Source organism: Synechococcus sp. F70.1, assembly GCF_047502745.1.
Classification (GTDB): domain Bacteria; phylum Cyanobacteriota; class Cyanobacteriia; order Thermostichales; family Thermostichaceae; genus Thermostichus.
The window spans coordinates 20960-37900 of record NZ_JANSJL010000024.1 but is presented as its reverse complement, the minus strand read 5'-3'; the positions used below and the strand labels follow the sequence as shown (position 1 = coordinate 37900).

General features: G+C 60.7%; 16 protein-coding genes. 5 read left to right on the top strand and 11 right to left on the bottom strand.

Annotation, left to right across the window (positions count from 1 at the left end; translation table 11 throughout):
• The 3 genes from NW860_RS01520 to NW860_RS01510 form a co-directional block, all read left to right on the top strand.
• A partial coding sequence (locus NW860_RS01520) for a phospholipid carrier-dependent glycosyltransferase (RefSeq protein WP_414511999.1) occupies window positions 1-1497 on the top strand: 1497 nt, incomplete at its 5' end.
• Window positions 1498-1604: 107 nt separating this feature from the next.
• Complete coding sequence (locus tag NW860_RS01515; RefSeq protein ID WP_414411639.1) at window positions 1605-2657, top strand: Gfo/Idh/MocA family oxidoreductase; 1053 nt, start codon at window positions 1605-1607, stop codon at window positions 2655-2657.
• Window positions 2658-2719: 62 nt separating this feature from the next.
• Window positions 2720-3571 (top strand): sulfite exporter TauE/SafE family protein, encoded by an 852-nt coding sequence (locus tag NW860_RS01510; protein WP_414511998.1) that lies wholly within the window; start codon window positions 2720-2722, stop codon window positions 3569-3571.
• Here the strand turns inward: NW860_RS01510 and pheA are convergent.
• Window positions 3562-4476: a prephenate dehydratase gene (gene pheA / locus NW860_RS01505; protein WP_414511997.1), complete on the bottom strand. Its 915-nt coding sequence runs from the start codon at window positions 4474-4476 to the stop codon at window positions 3562-3564. The genes NW860_RS01510 and pheA overlap by 10 nt on opposite strands.
• 4 nt (window positions 4477-4480) lie before the next feature.
• The gene (locus tag NW860_RS01500) at window positions 4481-4858 is read right to left on the bottom strand and encodes a late competence development ComFB family protein (protein ID WP_414425428.1); all 378 of its coding nucleotides are present in this window, start codon (window positions 4856-4858) and stop codon (window positions 4481-4483) included.
• A gap of 465 nt (window positions 4859-5323) precedes the next feature.
• Between NW860_RS01500 and gap the strand changes: the two genes are divergently transcribed.
• Complete coding sequence (gap, locus tag NW860_RS01495) at window positions 5324-6337, top strand: type I glyceraldehyde-3-phosphate dehydrogenase (RefSeq protein ID WP_414395850.1); 1014 nt, start codon at window positions 5324-5326, stop codon at window positions 6335-6337.
• A gap of 4 nt (window positions 6338-6341) precedes the next feature.
• Here the strand turns inward: gap and folK are convergent, their stop codons facing one another.
• The 7 genes from folK to NW860_RS01460 form a co-directional block, all read right to left on the bottom strand.
• On the bottom strand, window positions 6342-6848 hold the full coding sequence (folK, locus tag NW860_RS01490; RefSeq protein WP_414511996.1) for a 2-amino-4-hydroxy-6-hydroxymethyldihydropteridine diphosphokinase: 507 nt from the start codon (window positions 6846-6848) through the stop codon (window positions 6342-6344).
• A complete protein-coding gene (folB, locus tag NW860_RS01485; RefSeq protein ID WP_414511995.1) occupies window positions 6845-7216 on the bottom strand; it encodes a dihydroneopterin aldolase in 372 nt (123 codons plus the stop codon). Before folB ends, folK begins: the two co-directional genes overlap by 4 nt.
• Entirely contained in the window at window positions 7203-8072 is an 870-nt protein-coding gene (folP, locus tag NW860_RS01480; RefSeq protein WP_414511994.1) for a dihydropteroate synthase, read from the bottom strand. Before folP ends, folB begins: the two co-directional genes overlap by 14 nt.
• A 420-nt stretch (window positions 8073-8492) precedes the next feature.
• Entirely contained in the window at window positions 8493-9584 is a 1092-nt protein-coding gene (gene ychF / locus NW860_RS01475; protein ID WP_414410427.1) for a redox-regulated ATPase YchF, read from the bottom strand.
• 115 nt (window positions 9585-9699) lie between these two features.
• Window positions 9700-11094 (bottom strand): 23S rRNA (uracil(1939)-C(5))-methyltransferase RlmD, encoded by a 1395-nt coding sequence (gene rlmD / locus NW860_RS01470; protein ID WP_414395840.1) that lies wholly within the window; start codon window positions 11092-11094, stop codon window positions 9700-9702.
• A 244-nt stretch (window positions 11095-11338) separates the two neighbouring features.
• On the bottom strand, window positions 11339-12646 hold the full coding sequence (locus NW860_RS01465; RefSeq protein ID WP_414511993.1) for an O-antigen ligase family protein: 1308 nt from the start codon (window positions 12644-12646) through the stop codon (window positions 11339-11341).
• Window positions 12639-13004, bottom strand: a complete 366-nt coding sequence (locus NW860_RS01460) for a 2Fe-2S iron-sulfur cluster-binding protein (protein ID WP_414395836.1) — start codon at window positions 13002-13004, stop codon at window positions 12639-12641. The genes NW860_RS01465 and NW860_RS01460 overlap by 8 nt, the downstream gene beginning before the upstream one ends.
• A gap of 112 nt (window positions 13005-13116) precedes the next feature.
• Between NW860_RS01460 and NW860_RS01455 the strand changes: the two genes are divergently transcribed.
• On the top strand, window positions 13117-13569 hold the full coding sequence (locus tag NW860_RS01455) for a phosphomannose isomerase type II C-terminal cupin domain (protein ID WP_414410425.1): 453 nt from the start codon (window positions 13117-13119) through the stop codon (window positions 13567-13569).
• A 95-nt stretch (window positions 13570-13664) separates the two neighbouring features.
• Here the strand turns inward: NW860_RS01455 and NW860_RS01450 are convergent, their stop codons facing one another.
• The gene (locus NW860_RS01450) at window positions 13665-15947 is read right to left on the bottom strand and encodes a M48 family metalloprotease (RefSeq protein WP_414511992.1); all 2283 of its coding nucleotides are present in this window, start codon (window positions 15945-15947) and stop codon (window positions 13665-13667) included.
• 422 nt (window positions 15948-16369) lie between these two features.
• Complete coding sequence (locus NW860_RS01445) at window positions 16370-16816, bottom strand: Fur family transcriptional regulator (protein WP_414395828.1); 447 nt, start codon at window positions 16814-16816, stop codon at window positions 16370-16372.
• Between the last annotated feature and the right edge of the window lie 125 nt (window positions 16817-16941).

Below are 16941 nucleotides of genomic sequence, written 5' to 3'. Positions count from 1 at the left end.
GCTGCAATTGGGTCCGCAGGAGAGCGCCGCTGGCTGCTGGGGGGAGCGCTTGGGATCTTTCTGATGAGCCTGGGGCTGCGCCTATGGCGACTGGCCGAGTTGCCGGCGCCGGTGTTCGACGAGGTGTATTTCCCTCAGTTTGCCCAAAATTACCTCGACGGGAAGCCCTTCTACGACGTACATCCGCCCCTGGGGAAGTACTTCATCGCTCTCAGCATCCAACTCTTTGGCCGCAACGAGTGGGGCTTTCGCCTAGCTACCGCCTTGTGTGGGTCCTTGATTCCGCTTTTGCTGGCTGGCTTGGCCTATCGCCTTACCTACCACGTGGGCTTTGCCCTCTTGAGCGGGGCTCTGCTGCTCACGGACGGGGTGTTTCTGGTGGAGTCCCGCTTTGGCCTGATTAACGTGTACCTGGTTGCCTTTGGCCTGGCGGCCTTGATTTTGCTCCTAAGCGGGCTGGAACGCCGCGGTTGGCAGCGGACTCTTCACCTCACCGGCTCCGGCATCCTCCTGGGGGCGGCGGCTTCTGTAAAGTGGAATGGCCTCTGGTTTGCTTTCATGTTTGCCCTCCTGGGGATCCTGGTCTGGGGGGTGGTCTGGCTGCGCCCGCAGTGGCTCCCAAGGCTAGGGATCTTGAGCCAGATCCGCCACCTGCGCTGGTGGCACTATGCCTTTTGCTTTGGCCTTGCGCCGCTGGCCTTTTATGCCCTTCAGTGGATCCCACACCTGCAGCTCAACCCGCAGCAGGGGCTGACGCTGGATTGGAGCTGGACTGGGATCCAGAACTACTTTCGCTCTCTAGTGCTCATCAATCAGGCGGTTTACAGCGGGCACCTGCATGCTGATCTTGTGGTCGATGAAAACACCCCCGTTCACCCCTATTGCTCCACCAGCTTGCGCTCCCTGGTGGCCTGGTTCCCAGCGCTACGACCTTGGCTGACCACCCCCTTGGCCTCGGCGGGGGCCTGGTCTTGGCCAATTATGGGCCGCCCGGTGGGCTACTACTTCAGCAGCCAGGGCAACCTGTGGCGAGCAGTCCATGGCCTGGGCAATCCCTGGCTGTGGTGGCTGGGGACAGGCTCGATCCTGGTGCTGGTCTGGCGCGGGATCCGCCGCTTCCACGGCCTGGAAGCCTTTATCTTAATTGGCTACGCGGCCAACTACCTGCCCTGGTTCCTCGTCAGCCGCTGCGTCTTCATCTACCACTACATGAGTGCTCTGGCATTCAGCACCCTGGCCCTGGCCTGGCTGGTGCTGCTGGGCTGGCGGCACTACCGTCGCTTCTGGCGGCGGGTGAGCTGGATGGCGGTGAGCTTGGTTTTGGCGTCTTTTCTCTTCTTCTTCCCTGTTTGGTTTGGCCTTCCCCTCAGGCCAGACCAGTTTTATGCGCGCATGTGGTTCCGCCCCACCCCGACACCGCTCTTCTGCTTTAGCCCCCAGGCCTGCGAGCGAGCACCCCTACGCCTGCCGCCTGTTCCTGGCTTGAACTGGATTTGAGGGGGGCATGGTAAGCTTTGGGCAGTTTGTCTAGGAGAAGCTGGGCTTCCTTGCCGGAAGGCGGGGTGTAGTTTGTTAAGCGCTTGTGGTGGAGGTAGTGGTAACCTATGGCTCGATCCTGCCCGCGTCCTGCCAACTCTCCCCGCCGTTACCCTGGCCAGCCGGTTCCTGTCGGCGTCATCGGGGTCGGCAACATGGGCCAGCACCATGCTCGCGTCTTTAGCCTGATGAAGGACGTGCAAGTGGTGGGCGTGGCCGACATCAACGTGGAGCGGGGCCTGGATGTAGCCAGCCGCTATCGAGTCCACTTCTACGAAGACTACCGGGAGCTGCTGCCCCACGTGGCCGCCGTGGCCATCGCTGTTCCCACCGTTCTTCACCACGAGGTGGGTATGGCCTGCCTGGAGGCGGGGGTACACGTGCTCATTGAAAAGCCCATTGCCGCCAGTATTGCCGAGGCAGAATCCCTGGTCAACCGCGCCGCCGACTGCAATTGTATTCTGCAGGTGGGACACATCGAGCGCTTTAGCCCCGTCTTTCAAAGGCTGGGGCAAGTTTTGCAGCGCGAAGAGCCGCTGGCTTTTGAGGCCCACCGACTCAGCCCCTATTCCGACCGGGCCAGCGACGTGTCGGTGGTGTTTGACCTGATGATCCACGACATCGACCTGTTGCTGGAGCTGATCCCTTCCCCTGTAACCCAGATTACTGCCAGCGGCAACCGCGCCTCCAACTTAGGCTATCTCGACTACGTCACAGCCACCCTCACCTTTGCCAACGGCGCCATCGCCACCCTCACCGCCAGCAAGGTTACCCACCGCAAGGTGCGCACCATCGCCGTCCACTGCAAAAATGCCCTCGTGGAAGCCGATTTTCTCCACAACGAGATCTCGATTTACCGCCAGGGAGGCAGCAGTAGCCACGAGTACGGCCAAGTGCCTTACCCGCGGGAGGGCCTTATCGAGAAGGTTTATATCGAACCTATTGATAAGCTGCATGCCGAGCTAGAGCATTTCATCAACTGTGTGCGGGGCGGCAGCCAGCCTTCGGTGGGCGGGGAGCAGGCCCTAAAGGCCCTAAAGCTGGCCTCAGAGGTGGAGCGGATTGCTCTAGATGGCTGTGCCTGGCGCGAAGCCAAGCCTCGCTGCAGTTTCTTGCCGTAGCTCCCTAGGGGAGGAGAGCCAAAGCCTTGGTAGGAAAAAATCTAGCTTTGGCAATAGGCGGCGTGGCAACAGGGATCTTGGCCGGCCTTTTGGGTATCGGCGGCGGCACGATCCTGGTGCCCTTGCAGGTCAGCTTGGGGATCCCGCCGCTGCAGGCGGTTGCCACGAGCAACTTTTCCATGCTCCTCACCTCCCTAGCAGGCAGCTTCCAAAACTGGCGCAGGGGAATGCTGGATCCCAAGCGGGTAATTCTGCTGGGGATCCCGGCTCTGTTCACAGCCCAAGGGGGGGCAATCCTTGCCAGTCACCTGCCCGGCTATCTGTTACTAGCGGCCTTTGGGGTGCTGTTGCTAGCGAACATTTACCTGGTGGAGCTGGGCAAAACCGCGGTCGCCCACGCCCAAGGGTTGGGGAGGCCAGGTGCTGCGGCCGGCAGGACGAAGTCCCCCGATGCAGGGAAACTCGGCAACCGCTCTGCTATTAGGATCCCGATGCCTCCCTGGCTGGCCCGCATCCTGACCGGGGGCGCTGCCGGCTTGTTGGCGGGGCTTTTCGGCATTGGCGGTGGCATTATCCTGGTACCGCTGCAGATCCTGCTGTTGGGGGAAGCCCTCAAGGTGGCCATCCAAACCAGCTTGGGAGTGATTGGGATTACAGCCGCTGCTGCCACCTTCGGCCATGCTGGCCTGGGCGATTGGATGGCGAACGCCCTTGGCTTTGGGGAGGGCACCCTCCGCCAGAACGTGCTCTGGATTCCCGGCCTCATCTTGGGGATGGGGGGATTAGCCGGCGTTCAGGTCAGCACCCGCCTCTTGCCCAGATTGCCCGAGGCAGTGGTCAGGCTACTGTTGCGCAGCTTTCTGGCCCTGGTTTCTCTCTACGTTTTTTGGCAGGCCTGGCAAAGCTACAAATAAATCAGGTTGCCTTGGCCAAGCAGATCCCTGTAGTTCTGCTTGCTGAGGTCATGGACAGGGTAGCTGCCAAAAAGTTTGAGGATCTCGGCAATGGCCTCCAAGGCCGCAATGACCTCATCAGGCAGATAGGGTTGGCCGACCGGGTTTTCCAGATCGACAAAGAAGACGTAGGTTCCCGCCGATTTCTTGGTGGGGCGGGACTCGATGCGCGACATGTTCAGGCCCCGCTCGGCAAAAACTTGCAGCGGCTTCAGCAGCGCTCCTGGCACATTGTGGGGCAGGCTAAAGGCCAGGGAAGTGTGGGATCCCCCCGGTGAAGATCCGCAGCGGCCCACCACCCAAAAGCGGGTGGAATTGTCCGGGTGGTCGTTGATTGGGCAGGCCAAGACCGGCAGTTGGTAAAGCTCTGCAGCCCGCTCTGAGGCAATGACAGCAGCTTTGGGCTGGCTTTGCAGCCGCTCCAGTTCTTCGGTGGTGGAGCGGGTTGGGATCAAGGTGGCCTGCGGCAGGTGGGATCGCAACCAAGCCTGACATTGGGCCAAAGCTTGCGGGTGGGAATAGACCTGCTCAATCTGCTCTAGCCGGGAGGCACAGCTGATGAGGGCATGGCGAATTGGCAGGATGAGCGCCTGGCGAATGCTTAGCCCTTCCAGTTGCCAGAGGGCATCTAGGGTCATCGAGACGCCGCCCTCGACGGAGTTTTCTACCGGCACCACTGCCCAGGCCTGCTCGCCGGCAGCCACCGCTTCCAAGCAGGCGCTAATGGTGGGGTAGGGCACCAAGGGGTGGGATCCCTGGCTGTGGAGGTGGGGCTGCTCGGGACAGGCCAGCAGGGCAGCCAACTCCGTATAGGTTCCGGCAGGGCCTAGAAAAGCCACTGGCGCAGACGAGACGATGGAGTCCATCCCTTCAGCTTTCTTGTTCAGGATTGCTGTGGGCTAGCTCTAACTCTACCGTCTTGGCGTTGCGCAGCCGCAGGGGACAGTCAGGTTCTGGACAGAGAGGATTGGCCGCCACCCGCTCCATGGCCTTGGTCACTTCCAGGCGAATTTGCCTCTGCAACTCCTGATCCGCCTGGATAGCCTCTAGGGTGTATATAGAGCCTTCAAAACTAGTAGTGTAGCGGGGCTGGAGGTTGTTGAGGGCCAGCGCAGCGGCATCGTGACAGAATCTTTCGCACAAGCAGTAGCGCTGCTGGCTTTCCATGAGCAGCAGCTCGTTCACCATCTCCAGAACAGCCCGCTCCATCTGATTTTCCAACTTCTTCAGAGGTTTGCGTGCTTCCATGGGCGGGATCCCCTCGCCGTTGTTTTCGTTGTCTTAAAAGTCTTATAAAGGCTTAAGAAAGTCTTATAAAGGCTTAAGGCCGCTGCCAACCTCTCTGGAAAAGTTGCCGCTCTTTGGCTGGGAAATAACTTCTCCCGCTTTCCTTCCTTCACATAGAGATGGGACTCGGGACTTGTGTTCCCAGTTTCGGGAGCGCTTGCACCTAACGTACCCGAAAGCAACGCGGTTATCAACTTGCGTCTCAAAGGGTCTGGGGGGAAGAACTAGTCGCCCGGCCAGGGAAGTCCGACCCTAGATTCCCGGGTCAGCCTCCTGCTGCAACCCTGCCTTAGAGCCTTGCAAGAAGCCGGCCATACTAAGCCTCCCCTTCCGGCGGCTGGGAGTGTCACTCTATCTCTAGGGGACTGGCGTCTCCTGCGCTACAGCCCCCAACCCGTCGTCCTAGACTGCTACTGGAGGATTGCTATGACCACACGGGTAGCCATCAATGGATTTGGTCGCATTGGCCGCTCGTTTTTGCGAGCGCTGCTCTCCCAGCCAGAGCGGGGGCTGGAGGTGGTAGCGGTTAACGACCTAACCGAGCCGGAAAATCTGGCTTACCTACTCCAATTTGACTCTGCCTACGGCCGCCTGCCCCAGACGGTGAGCGTTGCCGATGGCCACCTGCACGTCGGCAGCCACAAGATCCGAGTTCTGGCAGAACGGGATCCGGCGCAACTGCCCTGGAAAGATCTGGGCGTCGAACTGGTCATAGAGTCCACTGGCCTGTTTACCAAGCGGGAGGGAGCAGCCAAGCACCTGGAGGCTGGCGCCAAAAAGGTGATCATCTCTGCTCCTGCCAAGGGTGCCGACCTAACAGTGGTGATAGGGGTCAACGACGACCAGTACGACCCCGAGCGGCATCACATTGTCTCCAACGCCTCCTGTACCACCAACTGTCTGGCGCCGCTGGCCAAGGTCTTGCTGGATCGCTTTGGCATCGAGACGGGCTTTCTCACCACGTGCCATGCCTACACCGCCACCCAGGCCATTGTGGATCGCCCGGATCCCAAGGACTATCGCCGGGGCCGCTCGGCGGCGGTGTCGATTGTGCCTTCCACAACAGGGGCAGCTACGGCAGTTGCCGAGGTCTTGCCTGCCCTGAAAGGGAAGATGGACGGCCTGGCACTGCGGGTGCCCACCCTAACCGGCTCGATCGTGGACTTTGTGGTGCGCACTGAGCGGCCCATTACCAAAGAGGCGGTTAACCAAGCTTTTGTCGAGGCTGCGGAGGGGCCGATGCGCGGGATCCTGGCCATTGCCCCGCCGCACATTGTCTCGGCAGATATCATCGGCGATCCCCACTCTTCAATTGTGGATCTGGAGTCGACGATGACGCTAGGGGATCGCACCGTGAAGGTGCTCTCCTGGTACGACAACGAATACGGCTACGCCTCGCGGCTGGTGGATCTGGCAGCCAAAATGGCGGCTGCACTGTAGAGCTTTAGTCCCAGCCTAGGTCGGTGCGCTCGAGCCAGGAGCTATCCAGGGCAGCCAGCGCCTCGGCTGCGGCTATGCCGGTTTCCGGGTGGCGCCAGTGGGGATCGATTTCGCACAGGGGGGCCAGGACGAAGGGGCGCTCCATCATGCGAGGGTGGGGCAGGGTCAGGGCGGGGCTGTTGAGAATCCAATTGCCCATGGCCAGCAGATCCAAGTCCAGCGTTCTGGCCTCCCAGTGTATGCGCCGCACCCGCCCTGCTTCCTGCTCGATGGCCAGCAGCGCCCTGAGCAACTCTAGGGGGGATTGGTAAGGCGGAAAGGGATCCAGGGCCACCACGGCATTGAGGTAGTCGGGCTGGCCCGGCGGCCCTCCTTGGGCGGGGCTGCGGTAGAGGCTGGAGCGGGCCACCACCTCTCCCAGACGCGGCAACTTCTGCATGGCCGTGCGCAACTGCTGCAGCGGATCCCCGAGGTTGCTCCCCAGAGCTATGTAGGCCAGGTCAGGCTTCATGGAGGGGTGGAGCGACGGCAGACGATCTCCACGTACACATCGTCAAACAGCCCTGGCAGGGGGGCTTGCGGCTTGTGCACCCGCACCGTCAGGGCTTCCACCTGGGGATAGCTCTGCCACAGCCGCTCGGCAATCCGGTCTGCCAACGTCTCAATCAACCGGTAGCGCTGCTGGGTCACCTCTTCTCGCACTGCCTCGTACACCTGGGCGTAGTCCACGGTGTGGGCCAAGTCATCCTCTTGGGGAACCAAGGCAAGCTGCAGCTCCACATCCACCACAAAGCGCGCCCCCAACAGGGCCTCCTCAGGACGATAGCCGTGGTGGGCATGGAAGCTAAGACCCCGCAGCACCAGCCTAGTTTGGCTCACAGTGCAGCCCTTCCCAAGCCGCTAGAGCGGAGACATGGGCGGGGACGTTGTGCGCCCGCACCAGGGTAGCGCCCCGGCTGGCGGCAAAGAGGTGCACGGCTACGCTGGCGCTATCCCGCTCTTTGGGCACAGCAATGCCGGAAAGCTGGCCGACAAAACTTTTGCGCGAGGCTCCCACCAAAACGGGGTAGCCATAGGCCACTAGCCGCGGCAGGGCTCTGAGGAGGGCAATGTTCTGCTCAGCGGTTTTGGCAAAGCCCAGGCCAGGATCCAAAATGACACTGGGCACACCGGCTGCCAGAGCCCGCTCCGCTTGGTCCTTGAGAAAACCAAAAACTTCTCCCTCAAGGTCGTCGTAGTCGGTGAGCTGCTGCATGGTGCGCGGCTCTCCCCGCATGTGCATGATGACCGCTGGCACCCCCTTCTCGGCACACACCTGCATCATCTGTGGATCCCGCAGCCCGGTGACATCGTTGATGATGTGTGCCCCCGCTGCCAGAGCAGCAGCAGCCACCTCTGTTCGCCGTGTATCGACGCTGAGGAGAATTCCGGATCCTTCTAGAGCCCGAATTACAGGCAAAACCCGGTCGCACTCCACCTCTACCGGCACCGGCTCCGCCCCCGGCCGGGTAGACTCGCCGCCGATATCCACAATCAGAGCTCCCGCTGCTGCCATGGCCTTAGCCGCTTGCACGGCTGCCTCCACGGATCCCCACTGGCCGCCGTCGCTGAAGCTATCGGGGGTTACATTGAGTACCCCCATCACCGCCACTCCCCGCCAAGAAAGACGGTACCCCTCCTCTGTCCGTTCCGCTCTAGGCAGGGGACGCCGGGAGATCAAGCTAGTAACGCCCATAACTCTTGTAAGCTACTTCGCTGTCAGAGCGGCTGCCCAAGAGGGAGGAAGTGCGAGCCTAGCTGAATTCCCTTGCTCTGTTGGGACGCAGACTGCTTGGAGTGGCACGGCATCTGGGTGTATCCGTCCTAGTAGGGGGATTGAGGGGAGACATCACCTGAGGTTGACAAGGAGGGATCCCCTGCCAGCCAAAGGGTAGCTTCAGCAGAGGAATCCCTCCCGCTTGAGCTAGAACATAATGTCGTCTTCCGAACGACCCCAGATGCACCAGATGATGGAAGCAAAAATTGCCAGGTAAACCCAGGCCATTGGCCCGTATTGCAGCAGGTCCATCAATGCGTCCCTTAAAGCAATTGTTTATCTAGTCCAATTATTGTGATGTTTCGTTACAGCGTCAACGGCTTTCTCAGGAAAGGGCCCCTAGACATGGAAGCGGAAGAGCATTACATCTCCTTCCTGAACCACGTAGTCTCTGCCCTCGCTGCGCACCAAGCCCTTTTCTCGGGCAGCACTCAGGGATCCCGCTGCCACTAGATCCTCATACGCTATCGTTTCCGCCCGGATAAAGCCCCGCTCAAAATCCGAGTGAATGACCCCCGCCGCCTGGGGAGCAGTGGCACCGGCAGGGATTGTCCAGGCGCGGGTTTCTTTGGGACCAGAGGTAAAGTAGGTGCGCAGGCCCAACAGCTCGTAGGTGGCGCGGATCAAGGATTTCAGCCCCCCTTCTTTCACCCCCAGCGACTCTAGATAAGCCTGTCGCTCTTCAGGCGGCAACTCCACCAATTCCGCCTCCACCTGGGCCGAGACCACCACCACACGCGCCTCCTCTGCCTGGGCCACTTGCCGCACCTGCTCTACCCAGTCGTTGCCAGTGGCTAGCTCCGTTTCTGCCACGTTGGCGGCGTAGATCACCTTCTTGCGGGTGAGCAGCCCCAGCCCTTTGATGGCGACCTCCTCCTCTGCGCTAAGGGGCACCAGGCGAGCCGGCTTGCCCTCGTCCAGAGCAGCCTGCAGCTTCTCCAGGGCCTGCAGCTCTACTTGAGCCGTTTTGTCGGATTTGGCCTGCTTGCGCACCCGTTCCAAGCGTCGCTCAATCTGGGCCAGATCGGCCAGGGCCAGCTCTAGGTTAATCACCCCTATGTCTCGCACGGGATCCACCGAGCCAGCCACGTGGACAATGTTCTCGTCTTTAAAGCAGCGCACCACATGCACGATGGCGTCCACCTGGCGGATGTGGGAGAGAAATTGGTTGCCCAAGCCCTCCCCCTTGCTGGCACCAGCCACCAGCCCGGCAATATCGACAAACTCGATTTGGGCGGGGACAATGGCCGCCGAGCCACTGATCTTAGCCAGCACCTCCAGGCGCTCGTCTGGCACGGCCACCCGTCCGATGTTGGGCTCGATGGTACAGAAAGGAAAGTTGGCCGCCTCCGCTTTGGCATTTTCGCAGAGAGCGTTGAATAGAGTCGATTTGCCCACATTGGGCAGGCCGACAATTCCAGCTCTAAGCATTGAGAGTGGGAGGGAAAAAGTCCGTTGCGAAGCTTTACTTTGACGTTAGCATTTGTCGCCTCCAGCTAGTGCGCCTACCCAGAGGGCAGCTCCGCGGCAAGCTGGGCAAGGTTCCTCAGACCCGTTCCAAAAAGACCACTCCCTCTACATGGCCTGTTTGGGGAAAGAAGTCAGCAGCTCGCCATTGGGTTAGGCGGTAGGATCCCTCGGCCATGAGGATTTGCAGGTCGCGCGCCAAGGTGGCAGGATGACAGCTAATGTAAACGATCTGCCGGGGCCGTTGCTGCTTTAGGATCTCAAGCACCTGCCGCTCGCAGCCCCGCCGCGGCGGATCCAACACCACAACATCGGCAGGAGGCAGAGTCGGCAAAACCGCTTCTACTGCGCCCTGGAAAAACTGGGCCGAAGTGATGCCGTTGAACTGAGCATTGTAGCGGGCCTGGGCCACCGCCGCGGGCAGGACTTCCACTCCCATCGCCCGTTTGGCCCGCTGGGCCAAGAGCAGGGTTAGGGTGCCGATGCCACAGTAGGCATCTAGAACGGTCTCCTCGCCGCGCAGATGGAGCTGATCCACTATCCAGGTAAAAAAGGCCTCCGCCTGCTCTGTGTTGACCTGGAAGAAGGAGGTGCTATCAATCCAAAAGGAAAGACCGGCCAGTTCTTCCCGCAGGGATCCCCGTCCAGCAATGACCTCCGTTTGCTGGCCAAAGATGACGTTGGTGCGGGCTGGGTTGAGGTTGAGGCAGACCCCCACCAAGTCGGGGTAGCGCTGCATCCAGCGTTTGGCCCACCTTTCCAGGTGAGGTAGGTCGCGGCTGCAACTCACTAGAGTGAGAAGCACCTCGCGGGTGCGGCGGCCAATGCGCAGGCCCAGATGGCGCAACTGGCCTTGGTGGCGGCTTTCGTCGTACACACTCCAGCCGGTTTCCTGCAGATCCCGCTTGATTTCCCTCAGGAACACATCCAGTCGCTCGTCCTGGACAGGGCACTGGTTGAGGTTTACCAAGCGGTGGCTGCCCCGTCGGTAGTAGCCCATGCGCAGCGGCTGGCCCTCTGCTTTGGCAATGGGGTAGGTGACCTTGTTGCGGTAGCGCAGCGGCTGCGGGGATCCCAAAATGGGGACGGGCTCCGGCAAGGAAAGGCCGCCAATCCGCTCTAGCGCGTTGCGGAGAATTTGCTGCTTGGTGGCCAACTGCTGCTCGTAGCTGACGTGCTGCCACTGGCAGCCACCGCACTTGTCGGCAACAATGCAGGCTGGACGCACTCGGTGCGGCGAGGGAGTAACGAGCGAACGAATTCGCCCGACCAGGTAGTTGCGCTTGATCTCGAGAACCTGGGCCACCACCCGATCCCCGGGCACGCCTTGGGCTACAAACACCACCCGCCCCCGCCCGTAGCCAAGCGTGTGGGCAATGCCATCTCCTTCGGGAGTTAGGTCTGTGATCTCCAGGGAGAGGAGATCCCCTGGCTTGATGGGATCAGGGGCCAGCAAGGGGATTGACTGCTCCATGGAAGAAGGTGGGGCACTCCAGATACCACTGAACTTTTTCGGAAATGGGTTAGCAACAGCTTTTTACTCCCCTTCTGGAGAGGCAGGCTCTCACCTCCCATCCCCTCTCTCCGAGGAAAAGGGGAGATTTGATGAGGGGGGATGTGAGTCAATCGTGGGTGAGACAATCCAATCGATACGCAAGAAAATCTGGCAACCGAGACAGAATAAACAGAGTAATCCCAGAAAACGCAAGGACGAAACTCTATTGTGGCATTGGCTGGGACACCTGGCTTGGGAAGGGATCCGCTGGAACCCTATTTTGCTTGCCGCGGAGCGGATCGAGGCTGGATCCCCAAACGGCCCCCAAAAGCAAGGTCATCAACAGGTGAAGGCGGCCATCCAAGATCACCACGTCCACTATCCCGGCAGCAAAAAACGCTGTTAGGGCCAGCACCATGCCCAGAAGGAGCCCGTCCTGGGAACAACGCCAGGCTCGCCAGCCCCGCGCCAAGATCCAGCCCCACAAGGCCAGATAGCCCAGCAGCAGAGGGATCCCGCCTTCCGCCGCCAAGTGCAAGTACAAGTTGTGGCAGTGGCCCAGGAGCTCGGGCGGGTCCTGGGCATTGTAGAGCTCGGGAAAGCTCTGCCAGCCCCAGCCGGTCAGGGGCCGCTCCCGCACCATCTGCAGGGCAAAGCGCCAGGCATCGAGGCGGTTGGCGGTTGAGCTAAAGTGGGGGGCCTGGGGATCCCAGGTGTCCGCCAGACGGCTCCAAATCAACGAAGGCACAACTGCCCGCCAGCCGGGCCAATCCAAAGCCGCCGCCAAGCTGGCTAGCCCCAGGCCGGCCAAGAGGGCGATCCCCCACCAACAGCGCCGCAGCACCAACCCAATGAGTAGAGCCAATCCCCCTGCCCCCCAGCCGCTGCGGGAGGCTGTCAGCAGCAATAGCAGAGATCCCAGCCCCAGCATCGCCACTAGCCCTGCTCGGGTGAGGCGGGATCGAGTTACCCCCCACAGCCCTGCCGCCAAGCACAGGTGGATCACTAGGTAAATGGCCAGGAGGTTGGGGGAGGTAAAGGCCGCTGCCGGTCGCTCCCCGCCAGCCACTCCCGTAATCCAGAGCGGCCCCAAGAAGAGATGGCCCTGCCACCCCCACAGGACCTCTCCCCAGCCCAACAGCAGCATCAGCCCACTGCCCAGCACCAACACCTGCGCTAGGCGCCGGCGACTTTCAGGATCGGCCAGCGCTGCCCCAAAGGCCGGCAGCATCAGCAGAAAGGGCCAGTAGTTAAACATCCCCGGCAAGCTCAGCCGCCAGTCCTCCCCCAGCAGCGCCGTTGCCACTGCCGCCGCGCTCAGCAGGCCCGCCAAGCCCAACAGGGGATCCCGCCGGATCTGCTCCCAGCAGCGGCCATAGCTCTGCACCGTCCCCACCACCGCCAGCAACAGACTAGGGGCCAGGTTCACCGGGATCAGCGCCGCCGACCCCAACAGCCAGCCCTGAGGCTGCGAAGGCCGGGGATCCGGCAACAGGTCTTTAGAGGCAACTGAGGCAGAGAAATTACTCATCGTCGATGGGGATCCCCGCTCGTACCCGCCCCTGGCCAAAGTAGCGGCCAAACTGCAGCTCGTAGACCTCGTCTTCGTCTTGGGTTTCCACCCACAGCTCGGAGCGGGCATAGCCCACGCACAGCAGCCCGTAGCCCTGCTCCTTCAGCTCCCGCGAGATCCCCATTGCCTCCGGCTGGTAGAGGGATCCCCGCCGGATCCGCACCGCACAGGTGGTGCAGGCACCGTTGCGACAGGCAAAGGGAAGCTGGATCCCTTGGGCTTCGGCAGCCTCCAGGATATATTGGTCGGCGGGCACCTGGATGAGATAGTGGGCGTCTTTCTGGCGGTCGTGGATGTGAACCGGGTAGGAACGCATGGAGGAGCAAGATGAGGAGACTTCTCCATGATCCCACAAGACTTGAGGGGAGTTGGGCTACTTTCCAGCTCCGTAGGATAAGCTGAAGGCAGGGCGCCCAGGAGAGCAGCCTATGCTAGAAACCCCTAATTCCCCCCTGCCCTCAGAGGAAAAACTGCCAGCCACCTTCTCGGCTGAAGTTTTTCACAAGCTCCTCGAGAGCAATACGGAAACTCGCCCCTGGGGCAGCTTTACGGTGCTGGACGAGGGCCCTGGCTACAAAATCAAGCGGATTGTGGTGCTGCCCAAGCGTCGTCTTAGCTTGCAGATGCACTACCACCGCAGCGAACACTGGATCGTCGTTGCCGGCACCGCCAAAGTAACCTGCGGCAACGAAGAGCGGCTGATCACCACCAACCAGTCTACCTACGTGCCCCCCTGCACCAAGCACCGCCTGGAAAACCCCGGTGTCATCCCGTTGGTGATCATCGAGGTGCAAAACGGCCAGTACCTGGGCGAAGACGACATTGTCCGCTTCAGCGACGACTACGCCCGTGCTACCGGTGAGCAAGCGACTGCCTCCTGAGCAGGCCCCCTAGAAAGGGGAAAAGGCCATCAACAGCAGGGCACCAAGCAAGCCCAGTGCCACCTGCACCGCCTGCCCAAAAGGAGGGTGGCTGGTCACCACTTCGCCATAGCGGCTCTGGAAGCGGGACAGATCCAGATAGGGAACCACCCGACCACTGTTCCCTCTTTGCCGATCAGCCCTGCGGCCTGCCTGGCCCCAAACAGGAAGTTGCCCAGTGGCCCAAAGCGGGAAGCGTAGCGCAAGAACATCATCCCCGTCTCATCCTGGAACTTGAGGTCGGCGCCAAGGCGATAGCCCGGATTCCCCCGCCCAATTACCCGCCCCTGCAACTGCATTGGCAACCCGCGCAAGGGGCTGGTGTAGGGGTTGCTCAGCGCCTTCAACACCGTCAACGCCGGCGGGTTCTCCAAGCTGGGGTACATCACTGGCATCTTCAGCAGCAGGCCCAAGCTGGCTCCCGCCAGGACCAGGCCGGCAAACATGCCGTAAGATCCTGCCTGTAGAGCTGGGATCCCAAGCCCCATTCCCAAGATTGCTCCCAGCCACTCGGCATTCAACAGCAGCATGTCCAGGAGGAAACTGCCATAGAGCTGCTGGCGGTTGAGCTGCTTGCCTTGGGCCACCACGCTGGCTATGTCGAATTCCACCGGCAGATCCAGTTGCTCGGCATAGGTGGCTAGCGCCCGCACCCGCTTGCCGGTGAGGGGATGGGTGGAGTTCAGCTCCATCCACCAGGCCCAAGGGTTAAACAGATCCCACAAAAACACCCTGCCCACTTGGCTGGGATCCGCGGCCACCCGGTAGGCTGTCCCCACCGTCCCTGCTGCCTTGGCGTCGTAGATCCCCAAGGCCCGCATCCCCTCCAACAGGCGGGTGCTGCGCCGACGAGTTTCCTCGTCCTGCTCCCGCTCTCCCTTCTGGACAATGCCAAAGGCAATTTTCACCAGAGCCCGTGCAAGGGCATTGGGGTTGCCGGTGGTTTCGGCAGCAAAGTAATCGGCAAAGTACTCCCGCACCCGCGACAGATACAGCACCAAATAGGAGCCAGCCACGTAGAAGAGGTAGGCCACCAGCGCCAGGAAAGCCAGGTTTTTCCCCCCTCTGCGGTTACGGCCCTCACTGCTCCCGCGATCGCGCACATAGACATAGAGAAGGTAGAGGAGCTGCAATAGCGTGGAAGCTAGGGTCATGACAGCGAAATCCCAGTGGATAACATGCCCCAGCTCGTGGGCATAGACCGTGGCCACCTCTTCATCTTCCAGGTAGGTAAATAGGCCCTCGCTGACAACAATGCGGGCGTTATTGGGCAGGCTGCCATAGGTGAAGGCGGTGGGGTTTTGATCGGGGATCAGACCCAGCTTCGGCTGCTTTAGCTTGTGCTGCCGGCAGACGCGTTCAATCACCTCCGCGCTTTCGGGGCTGCGGCGCTCAATTTCCCCCAAGCTCACCCACTGGGTGCCGTAGAGGCTCTGCTGGATCCAGTCCATCACCCAGGGGGACAAAAAGAAGACTAGGGCGTTGAAGGCCAGGGCAAGCAAAACGGCGAGAAGGAAAGAGCCGAAAGAGATCCCTCCTTCCAGGGTGCCGAAAACAGCCAGGGCCAGCACAAACACCATGCCAAACAATAGGCCTAGGGTCAGGCCTGCGGCCACTGTCAGGTTGCCGGCAAAGCTGGCCAAAACCAGCGCCACCCCCCCTTGGGGAGCGCGATAGTTGCGTTTTGCCTGGCCGGTTTTGCAGCCTGAGGCGGCGGGATCCAAATCAGCCAAGGTGCGGCTAGGGCTGAAACAGTAGCGGCTTAGCCAAATGCTCAGCAGGCGCAGCTCATAGGGGCTAAGACTTTTCAGAGGTTCCAGCCACAGAGATGCTTCCACTGACAGCGTCACCGTGGAGACAGCGCTGGGGTTGCGAAACAAGGTGGGCAGTAGGGGCAGCACCTCCTCTTTTTGCCCAGAAGTGAGGCCGTGAAAACCCAAGACTGCCTGGCGCACCACGCTGGAGGGTTGGGGCAGGTCGGCAGTAAGCAACTGGCGGTCTAGGACAAAGCAGTAGTGGCTGAGATCTGGCTGCAGAGTCCCTTCTGTGGTTAGCCCCGGCCCCAGTCTCACCTGCGTCTTCCAGTCAGCCTGCTGCTGACCCATAGGGCGACTGTAGAGAGCTAAGCGCTTGACTTGGGGGTAGCGGCTAGCTACAGCCTTCCGGAACCAAGCGGTTAGCTGCTCGTAGTTGAGGGCAGCATTGGCAGGGCGATTGAGCATGACCACCAAAGCATAGTCCCCAGGGCTGTCTTGGAGGGGCTGGGCCTTGACTTGGACTCTCAGGCGCAGATCGGCCAGGGCCCTCTCCAGCCAGTGCGCCACTTCCTGCTCGTTCATAGTCATCTCCCGCAGTAGGGGGTTGACGTTCTCCTCAGCCCTGAAGGGCGGGGATTCTTCGCCTACTTGCTGTGCTACACAGCGTGCGGCTTGTACCGCAAGATCTCAACCAGTGTCCGCTTGTCCTAGGTCTAGAGGATCACTAGCGGTGGGTTGTGTTTGCCGCTGGAAAGGAGCTTGATAGCTGGGCTCTTCCCCTGCACCCGGTAGGAGCAATGCTGCCAGGGCGGTTTGGCCTTGGGTCGCCGGCACTGGCGCCACGATCTACTGAAGTGCCCAGTTTGAGCTTGCAGACGGTGTCCACGGCCAAGGCTAACGGGCTGAGTTGGTAACAACAGGTGGCTTATCCCCCTCCCAGCGGCAGCACTGCTCCACTAGGTCGGAGAGCAACCTAAGCAAAGCTCAGCCTTAGAAGTTTTTGGCTACACAATCGAGCGCTGTCCCTCGGGGCTAATGCCAATGATGGTGAGCTGGCAATCGAGCAGCTTAAAGCCGTATTTTTCCGCCACCTTTTGGCTGATGCTGAGGATGGCATTGTTTTTAAACTCAATGACCTTGTTGGTTTTAATGCAAACCAAATGGTGGTGGTGGCGGGGAGCCGGATGGTTGATCTCGTAGTGTTTGTGACCTTCCGTCAGCTCCAGCTCCCGCAAAATGCCCATGCGTGTCATTAGCTTGACAGTGCGGTAGATAGTGGAGAGGCTAACTTTATGGCCTTCTTCCTGCAACTTCTTGTGCAGCTCCTCGGCACTCAGGTGAGTCCCCTCGGGTAGGTTTTGAAAGGTCTGTAGGATAATCTCCCGTTGCCGAGTGGCTCGCCAGCCCCTCGCGTTTAGCTCCGCCTTGAAAGCTTCTTCCGTATAGACCATGACCCTGCCCCTCCACTCCTAGGCAACGCGGCCGTGACCGTCAATAAGTTCTGTAATTGATAATAGCTTCTGATAGCTTCCCTAAGAGCCCTGCCAGCGGTTTTCCCTCCTGGAGCAGTTGCAGC